The organism is Enterobacter sp. V87_3 (assembly GCF_029967835.1).
Lineage (GTDB): Bacteria > Pseudomonadota > Gammaproteobacteria > Enterobacterales > Enterobacteriaceae > Enterobacter > Enterobacter cancerogenus.
This window is the reverse complement of sequence record NZ_JASCAM010000010.1, coordinates 527957-552077: the sequence shown is the minus strand read 5'-3', so window position 1 is coordinate 552077 and position 24121 is coordinate 527957. Positions and strand designations below refer to the sequence as shown.

20 protein-coding genes and 4 tRNA genes are annotated in these 24121 nt (G+C 53.5%); 10 read left to right on the top strand and 14 right to left on the bottom strand.

Going from position 1 to position 24121, the window contains the following annotated elements; all coding sequences use genetic code 11:
• Window positions 1–100: 100 nt before the first annotated feature.
• A tRNA-Val gene (locus QLG21_RS03245) sits at window positions 101–176 on the bottom strand.
• Window positions 177–435: 259 nt separating this feature from the next.
• Between QLG21_RS03245 and gltX the strand changes: the two genes are divergently transcribed.
• Complete coding sequence (gltX, locus tag QLG21_RS03240; RefSeq protein ID WP_137849460.1) at window positions 436–1851, top strand: glutamate--tRNA ligase; 1416 nt, start codon at window positions 436–438, stop codon at window positions 1849–1851.
• Window positions 1852–1902: 51 nt separating this feature from the next.
• On the opposite strand, the gene QLG21_RS03235 is transcribed toward gltX, so the two are convergent.
• Together QLG21_RS03235 and QLG21_RS03230 are read right to left on the bottom strand one after the other, a co-directional pair.
• Complete coding sequence (locus tag QLG21_RS03235) at window positions 1903–2289, bottom strand: YfeC-like transcriptional regulator (RefSeq protein WP_006176591.1); 387 nt, start codon at window positions 2287–2289, stop codon at window positions 1903–1905.
• Window position 2290: 1 nt separating this feature from the next.
• Window positions 2291–2653: a YfeC-like transcriptional regulator gene (locus QLG21_RS03230; protein WP_006176590.1), complete on the bottom strand. Its 363-nt coding sequence runs from the start codon at window positions 2651–2653 to the stop codon at window positions 2291–2293.
• A gap of 217 nt (window positions 2654–2870) precedes the next feature.
• On the opposite strand from QLG21_RS03230, the gene QLG21_RS03225 reads away from it, so the two are divergent.
• From QLG21_RS03225 to QLG21_RS03215, 3 genes are all read left to right on the top strand, one after another.
• Window positions 2871–2946, top strand: a tRNA-Ala gene (locus tag QLG21_RS03225).
• 41 nt (window positions 2947–2987) lie between these two features.
• Window positions 2988–3063: transfer RNA gene (locus QLG21_RS03220), tRNA-Ala, on the top strand.
• 212 nt (window positions 3064–3275) lie between these two features.
• Entirely contained in the window at window positions 3276–5465 is a 2190-nt protein-coding gene (locus QLG21_RS03215) for an EAL domain-containing protein (RefSeq protein WP_137849459.1), read from the top strand.
• Between the two features lie 47 nt (window positions 5466–5512).
• On the opposite strand, the gene QLG21_RS03210 is transcribed toward QLG21_RS03215, so the two are convergent.
• Window positions 5513–6700, bottom strand: a complete 1188-nt coding sequence (locus QLG21_RS03210; protein WP_006176588.1) for a NupC/NupG family nucleoside CNT transporter — start codon at window positions 6698–6700, stop codon at window positions 5513–5515.
• Window positions 6701–7045: 345 nt separating this feature from the next.
• Here QLG21_RS03210 and QLG21_RS03205 point away from each other — a divergent pair, with 345 nt between their 5' ends.
• On the top strand, window positions 7046–8284 hold the full coding sequence (locus QLG21_RS03205) for an Nramp family divalent metal transporter (protein WP_282483869.1): 1239 nt from the start codon (window positions 7046–7048) through the stop codon (window positions 8282–8284).
• Between the two features lie 47 nt (window positions 8285–8331).
• Here the strand turns inward: QLG21_RS03205 and ypeC are convergent, their stop codons facing one another.
• Complete coding sequence (gene ypeC / locus QLG21_RS03200) at window positions 8332–8673, bottom strand: DUF2502 domain-containing protein YpeC (RefSeq protein WP_058610265.1); 342 nt, start codon at window positions 8671–8673, stop codon at window positions 8332–8334.
• Window positions 8674–8798: 125 nt separating this feature from the next.
• Window positions 8799–9797 (bottom strand): L-glyceraldehyde 3-phosphate reductase, encoded by a 999-nt coding sequence (mgrA, locus tag QLG21_RS03195; RefSeq protein ID WP_282483868.1) that lies wholly within the window; start codon window positions 9795–9797, stop codon window positions 8799–8801.
• Window positions 9798–9980: 183 nt separating this feature from the next.
• On the opposite strand from mgrA, the gene ipdC reads away from it, so the two are divergent.
• Complete coding sequence (ipdC, locus tag QLG21_RS03190; protein ID WP_282483867.1) at window positions 9981–11639, top strand: indolepyruvate decarboxylase; 1659 nt, start codon at window positions 9981–9983, stop codon at window positions 11637–11639.
• Here the strand turns inward: ipdC and QLG21_RS03185 are convergent, their stop codons facing one another.
• Window positions 11640–12875, bottom strand: coding sequence for an ion channel protein (locus tag QLG21_RS03185; RefSeq protein ID WP_282483866.1), 1236 nt, complete (start codon window positions 12873–12875; stop codon window positions 11640–11642).
• A gap of 205 nt (window positions 12876–13080) precedes the next feature.
• Here QLG21_RS03185 and glk point away from each other — a divergent pair, with 205 nt between their 5' ends.
• Window positions 13081–14046: a glucokinase gene (glk, locus tag QLG21_RS03180; protein ID WP_006176581.1), complete on the top strand. Its 966-nt coding sequence runs from the start codon at window positions 13081–13083 to the stop codon at window positions 14044–14046.
• Window positions 14047–14083: 37 nt separating this feature from the next.
• Here the strand turns inward: glk and QLG21_RS03175 are convergent, their stop codons facing one another.
• On the bottom strand, window positions 14084–14818 hold the full coding sequence (locus QLG21_RS03175; RefSeq protein WP_282483865.1) for a LytTR family DNA-binding domain-containing protein: 735 nt from the start codon (window positions 14816–14818) through the stop codon (window positions 14084–14086).
• Window positions 14819–14831: 13 nt separating this feature from the next.
• A complete protein-coding gene (locus tag QLG21_RS03170) occupies window positions 14832–16529 on the bottom strand; it encodes a sensor histidine kinase (RefSeq protein ID WP_042320358.1) in 1698 nt (565 codons plus the stop codon).
• Between the two features lie 384 nt (window positions 16530–16913).
• Between QLG21_RS03170 and alaC the strand changes: the two genes are divergently transcribed.
• Window positions 16914–18137, top strand: coding sequence for an alanine transaminase (gene alaC, locus QLG21_RS03165; RefSeq protein ID WP_006176577.1), 1224 nt, complete (start codon window positions 16914–16916; stop codon window positions 18135–18137).
• A 56-nt stretch (window positions 18138–18193) separates the two neighbouring features.
• Here alaC and ypdK read toward each other — a convergent pair whose 3' ends face one another.
• Together ypdK and lpxP are read right to left on the bottom strand one after the other, a co-directional pair.
• Complete coding sequence (gene ypdK / locus QLG21_RS03160; protein ID WP_099458937.1) at window positions 18194–18265, bottom strand: membrane protein YpdK; 72 nt, start codon at window positions 18263–18265, stop codon at window positions 18194–18196.
• Window positions 18266–18622: 357 nt separating this feature from the next.
• A complete protein-coding gene (gene lpxP / locus QLG21_RS03155; RefSeq protein ID WP_042320354.1) occupies window positions 18623–19540 on the bottom strand; it encodes a kdo(2)-lipid IV(A) palmitoleoyltransferase in 918 nt (305 codons plus the stop codon).
• A gap of 375 nt (window positions 19541–19915) precedes the next feature.
• On the opposite strand from lpxP, the gene QLG21_RS03150 reads away from it, so the two are divergent.
• On the top strand, window positions 19916–20599 hold the full coding sequence (locus tag QLG21_RS03150) for a helix-turn-helix domain-containing protein (protein WP_282483877.1): 684 nt from the start codon (window positions 19916–19918) through the stop codon (window positions 20597–20599).
• Here QLG21_RS03150 and QLG21_RS03145 read toward each other — a convergent pair.
• A tRNA-Arg gene (locus tag QLG21_RS03145) sits at window positions 20562–20633 on the bottom strand. The genes QLG21_RS03150 and QLG21_RS03145 overlap by 38 nt on opposite strands.
• 75 nt (window positions 20634–20708) lie before the next feature.
• Window positions 20709–21638 carry a formate/nitrite transporter family protein gene (locus tag QLG21_RS03140; protein ID WP_282483864.1) on the bottom strand — a complete coding sequence of 310 codons (930 nt, stop codon included), beginning with the start codon at window positions 21636–21638 and terminating at the stop codon, window positions 20709–20711.
• A 316-nt stretch (window positions 21639–21954) separates the two neighbouring features.
• On the opposite strand from QLG21_RS03140, the gene mlaA reads away from it, so the two are divergent.
• Entirely contained in the window at window positions 21955–22707 is a 753-nt protein-coding gene (gene mlaA, locus QLG21_RS03135) for a phospholipid-binding lipoprotein MlaA (protein ID WP_006176573.1), read from the top strand.
• A gap of 45 nt (window positions 22708–22752) precedes the next feature.
• Here the strand turns inward: mlaA and fadL are convergent, their stop codons facing one another.
• A complete protein-coding gene (fadL, locus tag QLG21_RS03130) occupies window positions 22753–24081 on the bottom strand; it encodes a long-chain fatty acid transporter FadL (protein ID WP_058610259.1) in 1329 nt (442 codons plus the stop codon).
• Between the last annotated feature and the right edge of the window lie 40 nt (window positions 24082–24121).

The window sequence follows — 24121 nt, the reverse complement described above, 5'->3', positions numbered from 1 at the left end:
CTCGAACCGCCGACCCCCTCCGTGTAAAGGAGATGCTCTACCAACTGAGCTAATCGCCCAATCTCAATTCTTATCTACACTGCGAGCCTACCGAAGTAGATGGTGGGTGATGACGGGCTCGAACCGCCGACCCCCTCCGTGTAAAGGAGATGCTCTACCAACTGAGCTAATCACCCCCGCTGTGTGGAGTCGCATTATAGGGAGAGTTGAAAATGAGTCAACGCCTTTTCTAAAGTTTTTATTCGTTCGTCGTAAATTTAAACAAAGCGATCGCAAAATGGGCTGTGGAGCTTGAATTCTAAACAAAAACAGTAAACTCGAGCCTGATGCAGGGATCGACATTGAGGAATCGCCCTACAGTGATAGAATATTGCCCATTGTTTTTTCCCCCGGGATTCGCCGGATGCCGGCACCTTTATAACGTAAGGCCAATTCATGAAAATCAAAACCCGCTTCGCGCCAAGCCCGACAGGCTATCTGCACGTCGGTGGCGCACGTACCGCGCTCTATTCCTGGCTTTTTGCACGCCATAACAAGGGCGAGTTCGTACTGCGTATTGAAGACACCGATCTCGAACGCTCCACGCCGGAAGCAATTGAAGCCATTATGGATGGGATGAACTGGCTGAATCTGGAGTGGGATGAAGGCCCGTATTTCCAGACCAAACGTTTTGACCGTTATAACGCGGTCATCGACGAGATGCTCGTGGCGGGCACGGCCTATAAATGCTACTGCTCCAAAGAACGTCTGGATGCGCTGCGCGAAGAGCAGATGGCCAATGGCGAAAAACCACGTTATGACGGCCGCTGCCGTCACGACCATAGCGAACACGCTGCCGACGAGCCGTGCGTGGTGCGTTTTGCTAACCCGCAGGACGGCTCTGTTATCTTTGATGACCAGATCCGCGGGCCGATTGAATTCAGCAACCAGGAGCTGGACGACCTGATCATCCGCCGTACGGATGGCTCCCCGACCTATAACTTCTGCGTTGTGGTTGACGACTGGGATATGGAAATCACCCATGTTATTCGTGGTGAAGACCATATCAACAACACTCCACGCCAGATCAACATCCTCAAAGCGCTGAATGCCCCTGTGCCTGTGTATGCGCACGTCTCCATGATTAACGGTGATGACGGTAAAAAGCTCTCCAAACGCCATGGCGCGGTGAGCGTTATGCAGTACCGCGATGATGGCTATCTGCCAGAAGCGCTGCTGAACTATCTGGTGCGTCTGGGCTGGGCAAGTGGTGACCAGGAGATCTTCAGCCGTGAAGAGATGATCGAGCTGTTCTCGCTTAACTCCGTGAGCAAGTCTGCCAGCGCGTTCAACACGGACAAACTGCTGTGGCTGAACCATCACTACATCAACACCATGCCGCCAGAATATGTGGCAACGTACCTGCAGTGGCATATTGAGCAGGCGAACATCGATACCCGTACCGGCCCTGAGCTGGCGGATCTGGTCAAGCTGCTGGGCGAGCGCTGCAAAACCCTCAAAGAGATCGCGGAAAGCTGCCGCTATTTCTATGAAGAGTTTGACGAGTTCGATGCCGACGCGGCGAAGAAACACCTGCGCCCGGTCGCTCGTCAGCCGCTGGAAGTGGTACGTGACAAACTGGCTGCCATCACCGACTGGACGGCTGAGAATATCCATCACGCAATTCAGGCAACCGCCGATGAGCTGGAAGTCGGCATGGGTAAAGTCGGTATGCCACTGCGCGTTGCGGTAACCGGTGCGGGCCAGTCTCCTGCGCTGGATGTCACCGTCCACGCTATCGGTAAATCACGCAGCGTCGCGCGTATTAACAAAGCGCTGGGCTTTATTGCAGAGCGTGAAAGCCAGCAGTAATTGAGCTTTGGCTAAAAAAACGGCAGTTTACACTGCCGTTTTTTATGCCTGCTATTCAGCGATGCCCAGTCGCGCAAGAAAACCATGAATGCCTTCGCGAGCCAGCAAAACGTGCAAACGTTCCTGCTCGTCCTGCGTCATATTTTCCAGCGAATCGATTATTTGCGGGAGCAGGCCCGACGTGGGCGGTTGACCGTATAACGTGGGCGCTTCTGCCAGCTGGTACATCGTCTGACGGTTACGCACGGCGGGAAGGCTCATGATATGCCCCTTCACGCGACCATCAATATGTATAAGCCGCGCTCTGCCGCCTTTCACGCCGTTGATACCTTCCGTTTTCCAGCCTTTCTGGCGTATCCAGCGGTTCACGGTTTGTCTTGCGACCCCCAGGCTATCAGCCAGCTCTTCCGTGGTCATTTTACTGCGTATTCTTTTCATATCAGTTCTGGTCGCGTATCCCTAAACGTTGCAACAATCCGGTAATCCCTTCCCGCAGTAACAGAGATGTCATCTGCTTTTGCTCATCCGGCGTCATTTCATTCGCCAGCGTCAGAAGTAAAGTGCGAAGCGCGCCGTCCTGGCCGCCGCTTTCCGGCATTTCAGCGGTGTCTGGAGCCTTACGTGCGCTGCGGATAAATTCCCGCACTCTCTCATTCACATGTACCAGACGCGCCTTACCGCCCTGAACTCCTGGTTTTGGCGATGTAATCCAACCCTCTTTACGAACCCATTTATTGATGGTCTGTCGGCTATAGCCAGTGAGCAAGGCCAATTCTTCTGGCGTCATTCGTTCCTTGATCATGCAATTTCCTGAGTATTTGTGTGGTTACTTAGTGGTTCATCTTATAGCACCGTTTTACGTGAAAACGTGACAGGCTTAACTACTGGCTGCGAGCAGGCTCGCAAAACGGTTCATTTGACTGATTTTTCGGCGGTTGAAAGTTAAAGGCTTATTTTGCCGTTGACACTCAGCAGCGGAATTCATATTATGCCGCCCGTCAACATGACAGCTTTACGACGGGGCTATAGCTCAGCTGGGAGAGCGCCTGCATGGCATGCAGGAGGTCAGCGGTTCGATCCCGCTTAGCTCCACCAAACTCTGAACCCAACAGAGTGCGGTAGGTAAAGTAACATGTGGGGCTATAGCTCAGCTGGGAGAGCGCTTGCATGGCATGCAAGAGGTCAGCGGTTCGATCCCGCTTAGCTCCACCAAAATTTGAACCCTCGTCGAAAGACGGGGGTTTTTTTATGCGTCTGTAACAGCTTTACGATCCTTTTGTTGCCATCCACGCGGCTTTCTATACACCAGCTAAATCTAAATCAATAAAGTTAACGGTTTATAGCGTTCAACTTGATTCGTACAATTAATAAACCTATTATCCGAATGGTCAATACGAAGAAATGTAAATAGATAGCCAAAATTAATGAAAAGAAAAACTGACAATAATGTAAAGATAGCAATGCTTGCCCTGGCATTGTGTCTGATTACCGTCCCTTTTTCCCGCTATATTTCTCCTCGGGCGGTTGTTAACGGCTACGAGGTTTATTTGGCCTGGTTGCCGTTGAGCGTAATGCTGGCCGCCGTTTTATTATTTGGCCGACGGGCGGTTATTCCGGTTCTGATAAGCATTATTGTAACAAATATTTATAATCTTCACTTAAACGCGCTTCAGCACGTTATCTTATTATTTTGTCAGACTTTTCCCGTGTTTGCGGCGTGCGGTCTGCTACGTCTGGCGATCGGGCGCCGCTGGCGGCACAGCGTGCCAAATAAATATATTGGCATGCGTATTTTTTGGCTCGGCTTTATGGTACCAGTCGGGATTAAACTCCTGATGTATCTTGCAGGCTATTTATTTGATTTCCCTGTAGCGGTCTCCACTTTCTTCGGAGAAGGCTCCGCTATTTATAACATCATTGATATTCAAAGCCTGATTTGTGCAGCGCTGATATTTACCATGATGTTCTATTACCCATTAAGAATGATAATGAATCCCGGCTACGCCAGGGTGTTCTGGCGTCGAAGCGTAAAGCCGTTTCTTTTCAGTAAAAAGCCGTTATTTATCATCGTCTGGTTAACGCTGTTAGTTCTCTTTATCGCAATTTTATGTGCGCCCTTTGAGTCGCCGATTATTGCTGGCTACCTGATGCCGATCGTCTTTATCCTCTTCACGCTGGGGATACGCCGTCTGAGCTATGCGCTGATCTCCTTGCTATGGGCTGTATCAGCCCTGATGCTGCTGACCTACAATTACAACTTTTTGAATGGCGTAGAAACGGGCTACTCGCTCTCCTTTATCTTGTCGGTGCTGATCTCATTTGCTATCTGCCTGCTCTATATGTCGAAGATCTACCGTCGCAGTGAGTGGATGAAGCAGGGCTGGCAGGAAAGGGCGCTCACCGATCCGTTGACCGGGTTACCAAACATCCGCGCGCTGGAAGACTACCTGCAGGACCACCCCGACGCCAAAGTCTGTTGTCTGCGGATGGACAACCTGGAGTTCCTCAGCCGCCATTACGGCATACTGATGCGGGTACATTGCAAACGATCGGTCACCGCCACCCTTCAGCCTTATTTGCAACATGAGGAAAAGCTCTTTCAGCTACCCGGTAGCGAGCTGGTTGTAGTGTTGCTTGGGCCGGAACCGTCCGAGCGGCTCCAGTACATGGTGGATCACCTGAACAGCCGGAAGATTATCTGGAACAAAACGGCGCTGGAAATCGAGTTCGGTGCAGCGTGGGGCGAAGTGGAAGGCGGTGAGCATTTGCACCCTATGCTGGGCCAGCTGAGCTGGCTTGCAGAACAATCCTGCGCAACCCACCGCGTTCTGGGGCTGACCAACAGCCTGGAGACCGTCTCGGGCCAGACAACGGATCGGGTGTTGATGCTGGGCCGTATTAAGCGGGCGCTCGAAGAGGGTGGCCTTCGTCTGTACGCGCAGCCCATCCAGAACGCGCAGGGGAAGGGGTATTACGAGATTTTGACCCGTATAGAGAGCGAGGGCGAAATCATCACACCTGACCGCTTTATCCCGCTTGTTGCCCAGTTTAACCTGAGCCATCGGTTTGATATGAGCGTGGTTGAAAGCCTTCTGGAATGGCTTAAGAACCACCCGGAACCACACGCCGAAACGCGTTTCTCCGTCAACCTGATGCCGCTAACGCTGATGCAAAAAGAGGCGGCGAGCGAGATAATTCAGCTCTTTGAGCGCTATTTTGTCAGCCCAAATGCAGTGGTCATCGAAATAACCGAAGAGCAGGCCTTCTCTAATTCTGGAGCAAGCATTAAAAATATCCAGACGCTTCGGGAGTACGGCTTCCGCATAGCAATCGATGATTTTGGCACGGGATACGCCAACTACGAGCGCCTCAAACGCCTGCAGGCTGACATCATTAAGATTGATGGCTGCTTCGTCAAAGATATCTGTAGTGACAGCATGGACGCGATGATCGTCCAGTCAATTTGCAATCTGGCGAAGACGAAATCACTCTGCGTGGTGGCTGAATATGTTGAGACACCGGAGCAGCGGGAGATGCTGCTGCGCTTCGGAGTGGATTATCTGCAGGGGTATCTCATCGGTAAACCCGCGCCGCTAAGCGAACTGCAGGCATAAAAAAACCGGGAGCCACAAGGCTCCCGGTTTTTATTTCACGGTATGGGTTACAGGACCAGCGCCGCGATAGAAGCGGAGAGCACGCTGACCAGCGTCGAACCGTACACCAGTTTCAGACCAAAGCGAGAAACCACGTTGCCCTGTTCTTCGTTCAGACCTTTAATCGCACCGGCGATGATACCGATGGATGAGAAGTTGGCGAAGGAAACCAGGAACACAGAGAGGATGCCTTCTGCGCGCGGCGAGAGCGTGCTGGCAATTTTCTGCAGATCCATCATTGCAACGAATTCGTTAGACACCAGCTTGGTGGCCATGATACTGCCGACCTGCAGCGCTTCGTGAGCCGGAACACCCATTACCCAGGCAACAGGGTAGAAGATATAGCCCAGAATGCCCTGGAAGGAGATACCGAGCACCGCCGCGAACAGGGCGTTCAGGGCAGAAATCAAGGCGATAAAGCCGATCAGCATTGCCGCAACGATAATCGCAACCTTAAAGCCCGCCAGAATGTATTCACCCAGCATTTCGAAGAAGCTCTGACCTTCATGCAGATTTGCCATCTGCAGGTTCTCTTCGCCCTCTTCAACACGATATGGGTTGATCAGAGACAGAACGATAAAGGTGCTGAACATGTTCAGAACCAGTGCCGCAACAACGTATTTTGGCTCCAGCATGGTCATGTATGCGCCAACAATCGACATGGAAACGGTAGACATCGCCGTTGCAGCCATGGTGTACATACGATTGCGGGACATTTTGCCGAGGATGTCTTTATACGCGATAAAGTTCTCAGACTGACCGAGGATCAGGGAGCTTACGGCGTTGAAAGATTCCAGTTTGCCCATACCGTTCACTTTTGACAGCACGGTACCGATAGCGCGGATAACAACAGGCAACACGCGGATGTGCTGCAAAATACCAATCAGCGCAGAGATAAAGACGATAGGGCACAGCACTTTCAGGAAGAAGAACGCCAGGCCTTGATCGTTCATATTACCGAAGACGAAATTGGTCCCTTCGTTGGCAAACCCGAGCAGTTTTTCAAACATTTCGGAAAAGCCTTTGACGAAGCCGAGTCCCACGTTGGAGTTCAGGAAGAACCACGCGAGTAAAACTTCAATAACCAGAAGCTGAACAACAAAGCGGATGCGGATTTTTTTGCGGTCATGGCTGACCAGCAACGCAAGCGCAGTAACGACAACGAGTGCCAGGACAAAATGAAGGACGCGGTCCATATTTGCTCCAAATATGAGGCAGGTTTAATTTCCGTGCACATTCTATGTAACAAGCGCAAAGAAAACGAGATCAAGGCCACACTATAGTTACATCCTGTGACGAGTCTCAAAAATAGTGATCAACAATACATTTTTGTTATGTTAGGTAAATGAGTGAAAAGTTAAGTTTGTGTGCTACGCTTCACAAATGACTGCGCATTTTCACAATCTGTGATGTCGCACCACCTGCCCACCTATTGTTCTTAGCTATCAATGAAATCATTTTTAACCACCTAAATGGTCTTGATAATCATTCTCATTTTGATAGCATAAAACATAGCAAAGGCTATATTTCCAGAGGCAGACATGACAAACAGTCGCGTAGAGGGTAGCAGTGGCAGAGCAGCACGCAAGTTGCGGTTCGCGTTAATGGGACCTGCGTTCATTGCTGCTATTGGCTATATCGATCCGGGTAATTTTGCGACCAACATTCAGGCCGGGGCCAGCTTCGGCTATAAACTGCTGTGGGTGGTAGTCTGGGCCAACTTCATGGCGATGCTGATCCAGATGCTTTCGGCAAAGCTGGGTATTGCCACAGGTAAAAACCTGGCGGAGCAGATCCGCGACCACTATCCGCGTCCGGCGGTGTGGCTGTACTGGATCCAGGCGGAAATTATCGCCATGGCGACCGATCTCGCCGAATTTATCGGGGCGGCTATCGGCTTCAAGCTGATTTTAGGCGTGTCGCTGCTGCAGGGCGCCGTGCTGACCGGGATTGCGACGTTCCTTATTTTGATGCTGCAGCGTCGCGGGCAAAAACCGCTCGAGAAAGTGATTGGTGGTCTGCTGCTGTTTGTGGCCGCAGCCTATATTGTTGAGCTGGTATTTTCCCAACCAAATCTGGTGCAGCTCGGTAAAGGGATGGCGATCCCCAGCCTGCCTAATACCGAAGCCGTATTTCTGGCGGCAGGTGTGCTGGGCGCAACCATCATGCCGCACGTTATCTATCTCCACTCTTCATTAACCCAGGACTTGCACGGCGGAACGCGTAAAGACCGTTACTCCGCCACCAAATGGGACGTGGCGATCGCCATGACCATTGCCGGATTTGTGAACCTGGCGATGATGGCAACCGCAGCTGCCGCTTTCCATTTTAATGGCCATACGGGCGTTGCCGATCTTGATCAGGCCTATCTGACCCTCGAACCCTTACTTAGCCACGCCGCGGCGACCATCTTCGGGCTTAGCCTGGTGGCTGCCGGCCTCTCCTCAACCGTGGTGGGTACGCTGGCCGGGCAGGTGGTAATGCAGGGCTTTGTGCGCTTTCATATTCCGCTCTGGGTACGTCGCGCGGTCACAATGCTGCCATCCTTCATCGTCATTCTGATGGGGCTGGATCCCACCCGTATTCTGGTGATGAGTCAGGTCTTACTGAGCTTTGGTATCGCGCTGGCGCTGGTGCCGCTGCTGATATTTACCAGTGACAAATCGCTGATGGGAGATTTAGTGAACACCACGCTGGTGAAAAGAGCGGGGTGGGCCATCGTCGTGGTGGTGGTGGCGCTCAACCTGTGGCTGCTGGCAGGAACGGCATTAGGGTTATAAATAAAAAAAAGCAAAAAGAAAAAGGAGCCGTGAGGCTCCTTTGTTCATTAATGATGATGGCCGTGACCATGGCCTCTGCCGTGACCTCTGCCACCGCGATGGTCGTCGCGATCGCGCCAGCCTTCACGGTAGCCGCGTTCATAGGCTTTGCGCTTGTCCCAGCCGCGGTGATAGCCATTGTCGTGCTTCCACCAGCGGTTTTTACGCCATTCATAATGGTGGTGCCAGTAATCGCGGTCGCGCCAGCCACCGCCGTCCCAGTAGTTACCGTAATTATCACGATCGCCAATTTGTAATTTTACGGATGGCAACAGGGTGATTTCGCCCGCGTTAGCAACCAGCGGTGCAGCAGCCAGTAAAACGGCAGCCAGAATCAGTGACCTGAACATACTTTTCTCCTTCACGATCGGGGCCTTGTGTGGCCTGTTAACGCAATATTACGAGTTGGTAAAGACTCGTATCATCGCCTCAACTCCGAATTCGTCAACGAGAGCACGAAATGCTAAAAACGGGTTTATTCTGACCCGCTGAGGATCGCGTCAATTTTCGCCAGTTCCTCTGTCGAGAAATGTCGATTCTCGAGCATGCCTACCGCGTCATCAATTTGCGCCGTTTTACTGGCACCAATCAGCACAGACGTCACGGCATCGTGGCGCAGGATCCAGGCCAGTGCCATCTGCGACAGCTTCTGGTTCCGGCTTTCGGCCAATGCATTCAGCTTGCGAACTTTAACCAGCTTTTCCTCGGTCAACTGATCGGGGTTAAGGAACTTGCTGCCGCTGGCGGCTCGCGAGTCTTCAGGAATGCCGTTCAAATAGCGATTGGTCAGTTGACCGCCCGCCAGCGGGGAGAAAGGAATACACCCCACACCGTTCTCGTTCAGTACGTCCAGCAAACCCGCCTCAGGCGCGCGCTCGAACATGGAGTATTTCGGCTGATGGATGAGACAGGGGGTGCCGAGATCCTCCAGGATCGTTATCGCCTGACGCGCCAGTTCGGCAGGGTAGTTGGATAATCCGACGTACAGCGCTTTGCCCTGACGCACGAGATGGTCGAGCGCTTTCATCGTCTCTGTTAACGGCGTTTCAGGATCCGGACGGTGGTGATAAAAGATGTCGACATACTCCAGCCCCATACGCTTCAGGCTTTGGTCCAGGCTCGAAATCAGGTATTTGCGTGAACCCCAGTCGCCGTAAGGGCCGTCCCACATGGTGTAGCCCGCTTTTGTAGAGATGATCAGTTCATCGCGCCACGGCAGGAAATCCTCCTGCAAAATGCGCCCAAAGTTGCGTTCTGCAGAGCCAGGTGGTGGGCCGTAGTTATTGGCAAGGTCAAAATGCGTAATGCCCAGATCGAAGGCGCGCTGTAAAAGTTGACGGCTGGTTTCGAGTAGCGTGGCGTCACCGAAGTTGTGCCAGAGGCCAAGGGAGATAGCGGGCAGCTTGAGACCACTGCGTCCACAACGGCGATACTGCATTGTCTGATAACGATTTTTGTCCGGCTGATAACCCATTTCATCACCTCAGGCGTTGAAAAGAAAAATGTGTGTATACGTTTACACTAACTCAACGAAAAGGAAAAGAACGCCGTATTTTTTGTAAAGCAATCTTTCCATGGCCTACTTATTGGCGTTTCTGGACAGTCATCGCGCTTCTCTAATACTCAGAGGGAGGTCAACGTCAGAAGGACACCTGTTATGACAACCCCATACTGCGTCGCCGATTACCTGCTGGACCGTCTTACAGATTGCGGTGCCGATCATCTGTTTGGCGTGCCGGGCGACTACAACCTGCAGTTTCTCGATCACGTAATAGACAGCCCGGACATCTGCTGGGTGGGCTGTGCCAACGAGCTGAATGCCTCTTACGCCGCCGACGGCTATGCCCGCTGCAAAGGCTTTGCCGCACTGCTGACGACATTTGGCGTGGGGGAATTAAGCGCCATGAACGGCATCGCGGGCAGCTTTGCCGAACATGTGCCGGTATTGCATATCGTAGGGGCGCCGGGCATGGCGTCACAGCAGCGCGGTGAGTTATTGCACCACACGCTGGGCGACGGGGAGTTTCGCCATTTCTATCACATGAGCGAACCGATCACTGTGGCGCAGGCGATCCTGACCGAACAAAATGCCTGCTATGAAATTGACCGCGTCCTCACGACGATGCTTCGTGAGCGCCGTCCGGGCTATCTGATGTTGCCCGCCGATGTGGCCAAAAAAGCCGCGACGCCACCTGTAAACGCTCTCACGCTGCGCGCTACCGAGGGAGATGATGCGTGCCTGCAGGCGTTTCGCGACGCCGCGCAACAGCGCCTGGCCGCCACCAGGCGCACCGCGCTGCTGGCCGATTTTTTAGTGCTACGCCACGGGCTAAAACAGGCGCTGCAAAAATGGGTAAACGAGGTGCCGATGGCGCACGCCACCATGCTGATGGGCAAAGGCATTTTCGATGAGCGCCAGGCCGGTTTTTACGGTACTTACAGCGGTTCGGCGAGTGCTGCAGCGGTGAAAGAGGCGATTGAGGGGGCGGATACGGTGTTGTGCATCGGGACCCGGTTTACCGACACCCTGACCGCCGGGTTTACCCATCAGCTCACGCCGGCGCAGACGATAGAAGTGCAGCCACATGCTTCACGGGTGGGCGACGTCTGGTATACCGGCATTACCATGCAGCAGGCGATTGAAACCCTGACGCAGCTGTGCAAACAGCATGTGCATCACGCCCGGATCTCCGGTGACGCGCACCGTGATGCCCCTTCCGTGCAGACAGGCTCGCTCACCCAGGAGAACTTCTGGAGCACGCTGCAAACCTTTATCCGCCCTGGCGATATTATTCTTGCCGACCAGGGTACGTCGGCCTTCGGGGCTATCGATCTTCGGCTGCCGGCGGACGTGAACTTTATCGTCCAGCCGCTGTGGGGGTCGATTGGTTATACGCTGGCGGCGGCCTTCGGGGCGCAAACGGCGTGCCCGAACCGCCGGGTGATCGTGCTGACCGGGGACGGCGCAGCGCAGCTGACTATTCAGGAGCTGGGGTCAATGCTGCGTGATAAACAGCATCCCATCGTGCTGGTGCTCAATAACGAAGGATACACGGTGGAGAGGGCGATCCACGGGCCAGAGCAGCGCTATAACGATATCGCGCTATGGAACTGGACGCAGATCCCGCAGGCGCTCAGCCTGGATCCCCAGGCGGAGTGCTGGCGCGTCAGTGAGGCGGAACAGCTGGCGGAGGTGCTGGACAAAGTGGCGCACCACGAGCGTCTGGCCCTGATTGAGGTGATGCTCCCCAAAGCCGATATCCCGCCGCTGCTGGCCGCCCTTACCAAAGCGCTGGAGGCGCGAAACAGCGCCTGATCACTTATCGTTACGCCAGGCCATCAACATCGGTTTGCCCGCCAGCAGGAGCCAGGCGGGCAACATCACGATACAGAGCAGCGGGAGTAAGGTGGTGTCCGGCACGACCACGGCGGCCATAAACAGGCTTAGCCAGGCATCACGTGTGACCACCAGCACCAGCCCCAGAATAGAGCAGGAGACGGTAATGGCTGCCGGTACGGCATCAACGTGCTCATGCAACATCAGCCCCAGCGCCACCCCGACAAACACCGCGGGGAAAATACGGCCTCCGCGAAAACCGCATGCTGCCGCCACCACCAGCGCTGCCAGCTTAATCAGCGCGAAAAGCAGATAATCCGAGACGCTAAACACCTGACTAAACGCCAGCTGCTGCATCTCGTCCAGCCCTTTAAACAGCGTAACCGGCCCGCCGATTGCCCCCAAAACCCCCAGTATGAGACCGCCGACGCCCAGAATTAAAACCGGATGTTTAAGTTTGTGCATCAGACGATGCAGGCGCGGCAGACACCACACCGCGACCATGCCCAGCGCAATGGCAATAGCAACCACGATTGCGCCGCTGAAGATATCGGCAAGCTGCATTTGGCCATAGTGAGGCAGCGAAAGGGAAAAATGGGGATGGAAAAACAGGCTGGTGGTGAGAGCGCCCGCTGCGGCGGCCATCAGCGGTGCAAACAGATTATCCCATAGCGGAACATCGTTATTGCTGCTGAGCGTCTGAGAGAAGATCAGCGCGGCGGCAACGGGGGTGCCAAACAGCGCGCCAATGGTGCCTGCGGAGGCCAGGATCGTCCAGTCCAGTGCATCAACGCGCGGAAAAATACGCGACCCGAGAAACACCGCCAGAGCGATATTCACCGCCATGATCGGGTGTTCCGGGCCGAGGCTCACGCCTCCCGCCAGGCCCAGGATCAGCGCGATGATGAGCCCCGGCAGGGCCGACGGGTTAACCGGTGCCCCGATCAGCGGTTCCAGCGCCGGATCCGGCCCGGCGTGGCCTGGGCTAAAGCGGATCACCAGCCCCACGGCAATACCGGTAAGCGTCAGCATGGCGATAATCCACGCCGGAGAGTCAATGTTCATCCCCAGGCTGGTCGGCAACGCTGTCCACAGCATCGTCTGAAGTACCGCGGCGACTTTCATGACGATGATAAGCACCAGGCTTGACGCTATGCCAATAATCAGCGCCGGGATGGCCAATAACAGCATGGTTCTGGCTCGCGGGTGGAGCATGATAATTTCCTTGTACAAAACGGCCTAACGTGACTTTGCGTATTCAGCATTGTGGCAATAGTGTAAAAGGTGCTGAAACGGTAAAGTTATTCTGTGACGAAGATCGATTATCCTGGGGCATTCATCTTCTGGTCGTTGTTGTTATGACGCCTTGAATTTACAGTGTCCCAAAGATTTATTCTGACTTTAGCGGAGCAGTAGAAGAATGACAAAGTATGCTTTAGTGGGTGATGTGGGCGGCACCAACGCACGGCTGGCATTGTGCGATATCAATACCGGTGAAATAACGCAGGCGAAAACCTATTCAGGGCTGGATTATCCAAGCCTGGAAGCCGTTGTGCGCGTCTACCTGGACGAGCATAACGTTCAGGTTGAAGATGGCTGCATTGCCATTGCCTGCCCGATTACCGGTGACTGGGTGGCGATGACCAACCACACGTGGGCATTCTCTATTGCCGAAATGCAAAAAAACCTCGGTTTTGCACATCTGGAAATCATCAATGACTTCACCGCCGTGTCCATGGCGATCCCGATGCTGAAGCCAGACCACCTGATACAGTTTGGCGGCACCGCGCCCGTTGAAGGCAAGCCAATCGCCGTTTACGGGGCGGGCACCGGGCTGGGGGTGGCTCACCTGGTGCATGTGGATAAACGCTGGGTCAGCCTGCCGGGCGAAGGCGGTCACGTGGATTTCGCGCCTAACAGTGAAGAAGAGGGGATTATCCTTGAAGAGCTGCGGGCGGAAATTGGGCACGTCTCTGCAGAGCGCGTGCTCTCCGGGCCGGGCCTGGTGAATTTGTACCGTGCGATTGTGAAATCCGACGGTCGGCTGCCGGAAAACCTTAAACCGAAAGATGTCACTGAACGCGCGTTAGCAGACAGCTGCACCGACTGTCGTCGCGCGCTGTCGCTGTTCTGCGTGATCATGGGACGGTTCGGCGGAAACCTGGCGCTGAATCTCAACACCTTCGGCGGCGTTTATATCGCGGGCGGGATCGTCCCGCGCTTCCTCGACTTCTTTAAAGCGTCCGGTTTCCGTGGCGGGTTTGAAGATAAAGGGCGTTTCAGAAGCTACATTCAGGACATTCCGGTTTACCTGATTGTGCACGATAACCCGGGCCTGCTCGGCTCTGGCGCGCATTTGCGCCAGGTTCTCGGTCAGATCCTCTGACATGTTAAGCCCTCTTCACCCGGAGAGGGCTTTTTCGTTAAAGATGCATTAACTGGCGAAACTCTTTTACCCTGCTGCGGCTTACCGGCACCTGAAAATCCAGATCCTTCAGGCGCAAAATATAGGTGTTGTTGAACCAGGGTTCGATCTCGCGGATCTTACTTAAATTCACGCAAAACGACCGGTGGCAGCGAAAGAAGTGCGCCGCAGGCAGTTTGCTGCAAAACTCGGTGATATTCATCGCCATCACGTACGATTCGCGCCGCGTATAAACAAACGTCATTTTCTCATGCGCTTCGGCGTAATAAATATCATTGATGGGGGTTACGATGATCCGCTCATCCTTGACCAGGTTAATGGTGTCATTTTCGCGCGCGGCAGGGCTGGCGCTGACCGGCGCGGCCTGCTGCTGTTGCCAGGCCGATTCCAGCTTTTGCAGCATGCTTACAATCCGTGATTCCTGATACGGCTTAAGGATGTAATCAAAAGCCTCAAGTTCAAAGGCTTCAACCGCATGCTCTTTCCACGCGGTGACAAACACGATAAACGGCTTATGGGCGAACTGATTGATGTTTTGCGCCAGCAGTACGCCGTCCAGGGAGGGAATGTTGATATCAAGAAACAGGGCGTCGACGCGGTTGTGCTGCAGGAATTTCAGCACGTCCAGGCCATCGTCAAACGTTCCCACGATCTCCATCTGGCTGTGGGTTTTAATCAGCCAGCTCAGCTCCTGCTGAGCCAGAATTTCATCTTCCACGATGATGACTTTCATGTATTACTCCGGCCTATGGCAGCAGTGAAGAGGGCGCATGAACGGCCGAGCGTTCATTCGGGACGTAAAAGGCGATTTCAGTGCCTGGCTCCAGGCGGCGGATATGCAAGCCATCGCCATACAGCAACTTGACGCGGTGATGCACGTTCAGTAACCCGATTTTGTTCCCCGGCATTTCATTGGACTCCACGCGCTCAATCACCTGCGCATCAATGCCGTGGCCGGTATCACGCACCGCAATGCGTACCCGATTGCCGCTTTCCGTCACGCTGATGGTCACTACCCCTTTGCCTTTACAGGGCTGAATACCGTGAACGATCGCGTTTTCGACCAGCGGCTGGATCAGCAGGCTCGGGATCACGCAGTTCACCTCTTCATCAATATCGTAAATGACCGTGAGTTTGTCACCAAAGCGCGCCTGCTCGATCGCGATATAGTCTTTAATCTGATACAGCTCTTTTTTGATGTCGATCTGCTCGTCGTCTTTCAGCTCAATGTTGTAGCGAAGATAGCGCGACAGATTGAAGATCAACTGACGTGCGGTGTCCGGATTAAGCCGAATGGAAGAGGAGATGGCATTCAGGGCGTTAAACAGGAAATGGGGATTTATTTTACTTTGCAGCGCGCGAAGCTCTGCCTTATTTGCCATCTCACGAAGCTGCTCCGCGCGGGAAACTTCGAGCTGCGTGGAGATAATCTGCGACAGCCCGATAGCCATCTCCTGGAGGTAGGAGGTTATCTGGTGGGCGTGGCAGTAATAAATTTTCAGCGTACCGGTGACCACCCCTTTTTCCCAAAGCGGGATCACCAGCATGGAGTGAATTTCGGGCGTTCTGTGAGCCTCATCATTGTTTTTAATGATGATTTTCCCGTAGTTGATCGCTTTTCTCGTGGTCGGGCTAATGGTGTCGTCATTGTCACGATAGTTATCTTCACCCACGCCAACGTAGGCCAACACGCGGTCGATGTTGGTGATGGCGACGGCATCGGCGTGTATATCGCGCCGAATGATATCGCATACCTGGCGTAACGATTCGGCGTTTACATGGCGGAACAGCGGCAGCGTTTTGTTGGCAATATCCAGCGCAAGCTTGGCCTGACGGGCCGCGAGCGCCTCTTTTTCCCCTTCGACACTTTGTACCAGCAGCACGATAAAGCCGATGCAGACGCTGCCGAGGATCATCGGAATACCGATTTTTGACACAATATCGAGACCCAGCGCCACGGTCGGTGCCCAGGCGACAACCAGGATCATCGTCAGGGTTTCGCACACCATGCCCGCGATGATCCCAACGCGCCAGTGCTGTTTTTTCGGCACGCGTCGGTTAATCAGGCCTGACAGTATCCCGGCAATAATGCTGGTAATAAAGCATGGAACGGCCGTCACGCCACCGATATCAATCAGGTAGCGGTGCGTGCCTGCAATGATGCCGGTAATCACGCCTACCCATGGGCCGAACAGGATCCCGCCCGACATCACGGCGATGATTCGCACGTTGACCAATGATCCCTCTACCGGGACGCCGGACCAGGTGCTGAACAGGGCGAACATCGAGAAAATAGCCGTAACGCCCAGCAGCTCCTTAGGCGAGTGTGCAGACTTGTGCAAAAGCTCGCGAAACAGGCGAATGCGAATGAGAAAGAACAGGCAGATCAGCATTAATGCCGCGCGGTCAAAAACCGCCAGGAGCATGTTGAATATTTCGTGCACGGGTTAACCACGGAAAGGGGAAAGCGCTATGATAAAAAACCTGCGACTCAATGACCAGCTATCCGTCCGGTTTATCAAATGAGGAAAAACCATAATTTACAAAGGGGATTGTTGTCAGGTGCCTGAAAACTCCAGCGCTCTCAGGTGGCGACAGGTATAACGTAAATTTATTGATATCATGGTGTTAACCGAAAGATATCACGCAATGTTTTCCGCAGTCTGGCTTCCGCTTTTCGCAAATCTCCTCTTCCGGTTTTAAATCAGAACGTATTTTTTATTTTCCCTCTCGACAGCCGCTTTTTATTCAGGTTATTTTCTAAGCTCGCCACATCGGTGGCAGCGTCGCTCGGACGGTCCGGGCGCTCACGTTAATCTGAGGAATATATGGCTGACTCCAGTCCTGAACGCCGTTTTACGCGTATCGATCGTCTTCCCCCTTATGTCTTTAATATCACTGCTGAACTGAAAATGGCTGCGCGTCGGCGCGGCGAAGACATTATCGATTTCAGCATGGGTAACCCTGATGGCCCAACGCCTGCGCATATCGTCGAGAAACTCTGTACGGTCGCCCAGCGTCCCGATACGCATGGCTACTCGACTTCGCGCGGTATTCCCCGACTGCGCCGCGCGATCTCGCGCTGGTATCAGGAACGCTACAGCGTCGAGATCGACCCTGAGAGCGAAGCGATTGTCACCATTGGTTCAAAAGAGGGGCTGGCGCATTTGATGCTGGCCACGCTGGATCACGGCGACACCGTCCTGGTGCCGAATCCCAGCTACCCCATTCATATCTATGGTGCCGTTATTGCGGGCGCGCAGGTGCGCTCTGTGCCGCTGGTGGAAGGAGTGGATTTCTTTAACGAGCTGGAACGCGCCATTCGGGAAAGCTACCCGAAACCGAAGATGATGATCCTGGGCTTCCCGTCTAACCCGACGGCGCAGTGCGTTGAGCTGGAGTTCTTCGAGAAAGTGGTTGCCCTGGCAAAACGTTACGATGTGCTGGTGGTTCACGACTTAGCCTATGCCGATATCGTCTATGACGGTTGGAAAGCGCCTTCCATTATGCAGGTGCCAGGCGCGCGTGATGTCGCGGTGGAATTCTTCACGCTGTCGAAAAGCTACAACATGGCCGGCTGGCGCATTGGCTTTATGGTGGGCAATAAAACGCTGGTGAGTGCGCTGGCGCGGATTAAGAGCTATCACGACTACGGCACGTTCACACCGTTGCAGGTAGCCGCGATTGCGGCGCTGGAAGGCGACCAGCAGTGTGTCCAGGATATTGCTGCGCAGTATAAGCGCCGTCGCGACGTGCTGGTCAAAGGGTTGCACGAGGCGGGCTGGATGGTCGAGATGCCTAAAGCCTCAATGTACGTCTGGGCTAAAATCCCTGAACCTTACGCGGCGATGGGCTCGCTGGAGTTTGCTAAGAAGCTTCTGCAGGATGCGAAGGTCTGCGTCTCACCGGGGATTGGCTTCGGTGATTACGGCGATACCCATGTGCGCTTCGCCCTGATTGAAAACAGCGACCGTATCCGCCAGGCGGTGAGGGGCATCAAGAGTATGTTCCGGGCGGACGGGCTACTGGTGTCGAGAAACACAGCCGAGTAACCCTGGCTGAAAAGTAAAAAAGGCGCCCTGGGCGCCTTTTTTATGCATGTGCTCGACTAGATCATCAGGGCAAAGGTTCCGGCCCAAACCAACACAATCACCGAAATGCCCATAAAGAAATATTTCACGTTTCATCGCTCCGCGTATCTTTTGGTACGCATTAACAAACAGAGTCCACTTGAGTATAGAGAGTGGAAATCGCACTAAAACGGAAATAAGAATTATCCCGCTACGCCGCCGACTTCCGCTCAGAATTCTGTACATTCCCATCAACAGACGGCGCTAATGTACGCCTAAATCTGGGGGGTGACAAGTGAGATTTTTTTAAATACTTTCCGTGACTTACAAGTGTCGTGGAACGGCGACAGTATGATTTAGGTGAGAAATAAATTCGTATTGAGCGACGCACACTAAACCGATAACACATCGTCATTACAGGGAATTAATAGGTTAATTTCTCTACAAAACTAACCTGTTAACCGGACTCAGATATAGAGTGAACTTTCACCGAGCGGGCGCGTTTTGAAACGACGGTGCATCCACAGGTATTGCTCAGGCGCACGCATGATCTCTGTCTCGATGATTTTGTTGATGAACGCAGCGGCTTCGCACTCGTTTTCAGGGTAGTTCGCCATTTCCGGAGAGATATGCAGGCGATAGCCTGACTTATCCGCTTTTCTCACCATCGTTACCGTCAACATGGCGGCGCTGGACAGACGTGAAATCACAAAGGTGCCGTTGGTCGTCGCGACGTCTTTAACCGCGAAGAAAGGTGCAAAGCTACTGCCTTTACGCCCGTAATCCTGATCGGGCGCGAACCAGACGGCTTCGCCTTTTTTCAGCGCGCTGACCATGCCACGCAGGTTGTTGCGGCTGATCATCGCCTTATTGGAACGCATACGTCCCCGCGTCTGCACCCATTCCATCAGGGCGCTGTTGTGCGGACGATAGGTTGCCATCATCGGCTGACAAAGACCCATGACGCGGCCACCCAGCTCAAGCGACATAAAATGAACGCCAACGACCATAACGCCACGGTTTTGCAACTGCGCGCGTTTCAGGTTTTCAAGACCCTCAACGTCAAACCATTTACGGACGCGTTCATCAGGCCAGAACCAGGCCATGCCGGTTTCTAGCAATGCCATGCCGATGGATTTGAAGTTTTCAGCAATCAGCTTTTCATGCTCTTGTGCATTGTATTGCGGAAAGCAAAGCTCGAGGTTTTTACGAGCAATGGATTCACGGCGTTTAAGGAAATGGCGCGATGCGCTTCCGAGCTTTGAGCCCAGGAAACGAATGACGGGATAAGGGAGCTGAACCAGCAGCCAAAGAACGCCAAGGCCAAACCATGTAAACCAGTAACGCGGGTGCAAAAACGCGCGTTTGAAATTGGATTGAGACAAAATAGTGGAACCTATGTAAAGCCTGTGAAAGTAGCGCCAATTCGCGATACCACGTGCCAATTAGACCGTAGAACTTGGGCAGGGTTGCAGGCTTTACCGAACTTTACGGCGTTGCCTGGCCAGTGCTGACGTTGGGTGGGCGGCATAATGTAGCACCGTTATACGCTATGTGCTATGAAACGTTTTTGATTAAAAAAGCGGCGCTTCGTGAGCCGATTGATTTCGCTGGCTTTTAATCACAAACGGAAACCATTTTACCGCGTTATTTCAGAATGCTGCATCTCATTTTTAACTTTCGCCAGCATCTTCCGATCGTTAACCACTGCTGATAAAGTCAGAATTATCCGCAACATATTTGACCAGCAGAGGCGAAAGGTGAGCGCGCGCATCGACTATCAAATCGAAAAATACCGTTTTTCAGAAGCGAATGAACCGCCTCGCCTGAAACAGCAATGGTCAGATGTCCTTAACGAGTGTCAGGCGAACAGGCTGGGCGCAGAAGAACGCTTACGTTTTGCGCTCCTGAATGTCGATTATGTCACCAGCTTTGAGCTTCCTTTTCGCCTGCTGCTTATCCGTACGCCGCAGCTGATTGCCGCCGTGCGAAATGAACTGCAGGTGAATCAGAAGAACGTCACCTTCAACGGCAAACGATTCGGCTGCGTCTGGAGCATCAAAAGCGATCTCGCCACCCTGCCCGATGAATTTCAGTATCACCTGACCACCCGCATTCGACGAATCGACGCAATGGGCAGCACGGAGGCGGCCTACCGGCATATTGCTCAGCAGGTCAAACTGCCGCGTGAACGGCTTAAGCTGGCGCTGGAGAGCGGGCTTGAAGTCACCGCTCTGGACGGACTTTTCTGGTTCGGCATTCAGCGGATTGCCGCTGACATTCAGAGACTAAGGAAAGCAGGGATGAGGATAGTCACATCAGAAAGGGACGTTTTCGATACGCTCACCGACACAACGCGACGCATTCCTGTGTACCAGGCGGTGATGAGCGGAGGCGAATCTGAAGTGTCCCCTGCAGGAATCGAACCTGCAACTAGCCCTTAGGAGGGGCTCGTTATATCCATTTAACTAAGGGGACGAGGCGGCACGAGTATAACGTTATTTACACTTTGCGTTAAGCGCATTGCCGCCTGACTGCTTAAAGAGTCGCCACTCAGGCCGGTTTTTTTGCCGATTTGTCCTTATTATCCTGCGCCTTGCGCTCAGCCTTGCGTTTGTTGGACATGTCGTTACGGATCTGCGCATGGCTTAGCAGGGCAAAGATAAAGGTGCCGCCACAGATGTTTCCGGCAAGGGTAGGGAGCGCAAACGGCCAGAAGAAATCGGTCCAGTGCAGGGTGCCATTGAACACCAGATAAAGGATTTCCACAGTACCGACCACGATATGCGTGGTGTCCGCCAGCGCGATAAGCCATGTCATCAGAATGATTACCACAATTTTAGCGCTGCCTGCCGACGGGAACATCCAGACCATGGTTGCCACGATCCACCCGGAAATGATGGCGTTCGAGAACATCTCTAACGGCGTGTTTTTCATGACGTCCATGCCGATTTTAACGAAGGCGTCGCGCGTGGGTTCATCGAAAATGGGCATATATTCGAATGCCCATGCGGCGATGCCGGTGCCGATGATATTGCCCAGCAACACCACGCTCCACAGGCGCATCAGTAATCCGAAATTACTCAGGGTAGGGTTTTGCATCACCGGTAAAACGGCGGTGACGGTGTTCTCGGTAAACAGCTGCTGACGCGCCATAATCACAATGACAAAACCGAAGGTATAACCGAGGTTTTCGACTAAAAATCCGCCGGGTACGCCCTCAAGCTGAACGTGGAAAATCCCTTTAGCCAGCAGGGAGGCCCCCATCGATAAACCGGCCGCGATGGCTGACCAGAGCAGCGCCATGGCGTCGCGCTCCATCTCTTTTTCGCCGTCCTGACGAATATGCTCGTGGATCGCCATCGCGCGTGAGGGAAGGCGATCCTCGTCAATCTCTATCTCCTCACCGCGATCTTTTTCCTCACTTTCAATCTCATGATCCTCATGACTTTCGCCTATTTTTTCTTCACCAATGTCTTTCATAACCGCTCCTTGAGGAAAACCTTTTCTTTTAAGCGTAGCGGCATTTAACAAAAACCCCGTGGGGATGCTCTTAAATTGCCGGAAATGACAACAAAGGTGATACTCCTCCTGTAAAGACAGGATAAAATCGCCAGCGAAACGAATTGTGAAAGACAGGCTATGCTGAGATCAGAGTCACGCTAACGCCTGCCCGTACGTGTGCTCGTAGACATCGGGAAACGTGCTGTTACAATCATTTGCACGTTTTCATGCGGAGCGCCACCTGCTCCGTTACGGATGGCAATCAACGATAGCCATATTGAACAGGGAGAAATTTATGAAACTTCGGCTGTCGGCGCTTGCGCTGGGCGCAACGATGCTTGTGGGCTGCGCCAGCTCTGGCGAGCAAACAGGACGCTCCGATCCTTTCGAAGGATTTAACCGCTCAATGTATAACTTCAACTACAACGTGCTGGACCCGTACGTGGTTCGCCCTGTAGCGGTAGCATGGCGCGATTATGTTCCCCAACCTGCGCGTAACGGGCTCAGTAACTTCACCAGCAACCTGGAAGAACCCGCGGTGATGGCGAACTATTTCCTGCAAGGGGATCCGTATCAGGGGATGGTGCATTTCACCCGTTTCTTCCTGAACACCCTGCTGGGGATGGGCGGCTTCATTGATGTGGCAGGCATGGCTAACCAGAAGCTGCAGCGTGAACAGCCGCACCGCTTCGGTAGCACGCTGGGTCACTATGGCGTAGGGTACGGCCCGTATGTCCATCTGCCATTCTATGGCAGCTTTACCGTGCGTGATGATGGCGGCGATATGGTGGATACGCTTTATCCGGTGCTGTCGTGGCTGACCTGGCCGCTGTCGATTGGTAAATGGACGATTGAAGGCGTCGAAACGCGTGCGCAGTTGCTGGATTCAGACGGATTGCTCCGTCAGTCCTCAGACCCGTACATTATGGTGCGTGAGGCCTACTTCCAGAATCACGACTTTATTGCCAATGGCGGCAAGCTGAAGCCGGAAGACAATCCAAACGCGAAAGCCATCGAGAACGAGCTTAAAGATATCGACTCGGAATAAATAAAAAAGGTGAGCAATGCTCACCTTTTTTTGATCTGCGCGCGATTAGAACGCGTAGTTGAAGTTCATGCCGTACAGCCAGGCTTTACCTTCAGAAGAGAACTCATACGGGCCTTCCTGGAACGACACTTTCTGACCGTGCATATAAGAGACGCCCGCATCGATAGAGGCATCTTTGTTAAAGGCATAGGTCGCACCGGCGCTCAGCCAGAAGCGGTCCTGATCCGGGATGGAGATAGAGCGCTTATCCGCTGGTACCGGGCTGTCATCGAAGGCAATACCGGTACGGAATGTCCAGTTGTCATCCATATAGTAGGTCGTCCCCAGCGCGATACGGTACGCGTCACGGAAGCTTTCATCTTTATAGAAGAGGGTATCGCCGTTGCTGTTGGTGGCCTTAAGTTCCTGGAACTGGCTCCAGCTGGTGTAGGTCAGGCTATAGTGAACGGCCCACTGCGGTGCCACTTTGTTATAACCCGACAGTTCCCACATTTCAGGTAAATGCAGGCTCAGAGAACCGCCCGTGGTGCGGCCATCGGTGCCCATTGGCAGACCGAAGCTGCCGAGGATCTGGTTATAAGCGGAAGGCAGACTGCTCTTGTAGTCGCCGTCAAAGTCAATTTTCACTTCAGAGCGGTAGGTAAAGCCGTAACGGTTATCCTTGTCGATTTCGTACAGGATACCGGCGTTCCAGCCAAAGCCCCACTCATCACCCTTCAGGTGCGCAATTTGGGTATCTGCAGGCAGTCCCGCAACCTGCTGCGCAAGGCCAGGGACGGGCGGCAGAACGCCTGAGCCCGCTACGATCTGACCGAGGTCGCCCGCGTAACGTTCGATTTTCGCTCTGGCGTATACCGCATCAAAGCCAACGCCGAAGCTCCAGTGGTTGTTCAGACGGTATGCACCGCTCAGGTTCAGGTTGAGCGTTTCGAGGTCGGTTTTACCACCGTAAGCACCGGCCGCGTAGTTGTTATTAAACTCGGTCGCTAAACCGTAGTTTGAGGTGACGGATGCACCCCAGCCGAACTGATCGTTGATAGGCGCGACGAAGTGCAGGTTAGGTACCCATGCCGTAGGCGCGATGTTATCAGAGTTCAGGCTGGCACCCGTAGGCGAGGTCCCGGTGATATCCACACCCGGATCGACAAAAATAGCGCCTGCGGAGAACATTGGGCGATCAAACATCATGATCAGCGCCGGGTTGCGGCTGGCATTGCCTGCGTCATCGGCAATTGCACCTTCCCCGGAATACGCACGGCCAAGGCCAGAGGAAGAAAATTCGTTTAACTGGAAGCCCGCTGACCAGGCGGACGTTGAGACGATTGCCACTGCAACTGCTAACGCAGTCTTTTTAAACAGGGTTTTCTGGCTCATGACCATAACCTCATTGAGTTATTTTTATTCAATATTTGTT

Bases quoted from the DNA above. Each gene is read 5' to 3' on its own strand.
- QLG21_RS03175 (WP_282483865.1), bottom strand. From the start codon at position 14,818: ATGAAAGTCATCATCGTGGAAGATGAAATTCTGGCTCAGCAGGAGCTG.
- ypeC (WP_058610265.1), bottom strand. From the start codon at position 8,673: ATGTTCAGGTCACTGATTCTGGCTGCCGTTTTACTGGCTGCTGCACCG.
- ipdC (WP_282483867.1), top strand. From the start codon at position 9,981: ATGACAACCCCATACTGCGTCGCCGATTACCTGCTGGACCGTCTTACA.
- QLG21_RS03230 (WP_006176590.1), bottom strand. From the start codon at position 2,653: ATGATCAAGGAACGAATGACGCCAGAAGAATTGGCCTTGCTCACTGGC.
- QLG21_RS03215 (WP_137849459.1), top strand. From the start codon at position 3,276: ATGAAAAGAAAAACTGACAATAATGTAAAGATAGCAATGCTTGCCCTG.
- mgrA (WP_282483868.1), bottom strand. From the start codon at position 9,797: ATGGGTTATCAGCCGGACAAAAATCGTTATCAGACAATGCAGTATCGC.
- mlaA (WP_006176573.1), top strand. From the start codon at position 21,955: ATGAAACTTCGGCTGTCGGCGCTTGCGCTGGGCGCAACGATGCTTGTG.
- QLG21_RS03210 (WP_006176588.1), bottom strand. From the start codon at position 6,700: ATGGACCGCGTCCTTCATTTTGTCCTGGCACTCGTTGTCGTTACTGCG.
- glk (WP_006176581.1), top strand. From the start codon at position 13,081: ATGACAAAGTATGCTTTAGTGGGTGATGTGGGCGGCACCAACGCACGG.
- QLG21_RS03205 (WP_282483869.1), top strand. From the start codon at position 7,046: ATGACAAACAGTCGCGTAGAGGGTAGCAGTGGCAGAGCAGCACGCAAG.
- QLG21_RS03185 (WP_282483866.1), bottom strand. From the start codon at position 12,875: ATGCTCCACCCGCGAGCCAGAACCATGCTGTTATTGGCCATCCCGGCG.
- QLG21_RS03235 (WP_006176591.1), bottom strand. From the start codon at position 2,289: ATGAAAAGAATACGCAGTAAAATGACCACGGAAGAGCTGGCTGATAGC.
- gltX (WP_137849460.1), top strand. From the start codon at position 436: ATGAAAATCAAAACCCGCTTCGCGCCAAGCCCGACAGGCTATCTGCAC.
- fadL (WP_058610259.1), bottom strand. From the start codon at position 24,081: ATGAGCCAGAAAACCCTGTTTAAAAAGACTGCGTTAGCAGTTGCAGTG.
- QLG21_RS03140 (WP_282483864.1), bottom strand. From the start codon at position 21,638: ATGAAAGACATTGGTGAAGAAAAAATAGGCGAAAGTCATGAGGATCAT.
- alaC (WP_006176577.1), top strand. From the start codon at position 16,914: ATGGCTGACTCCAGTCCTGAACGCCGTTTTACGCGTATCGATCGTCTT.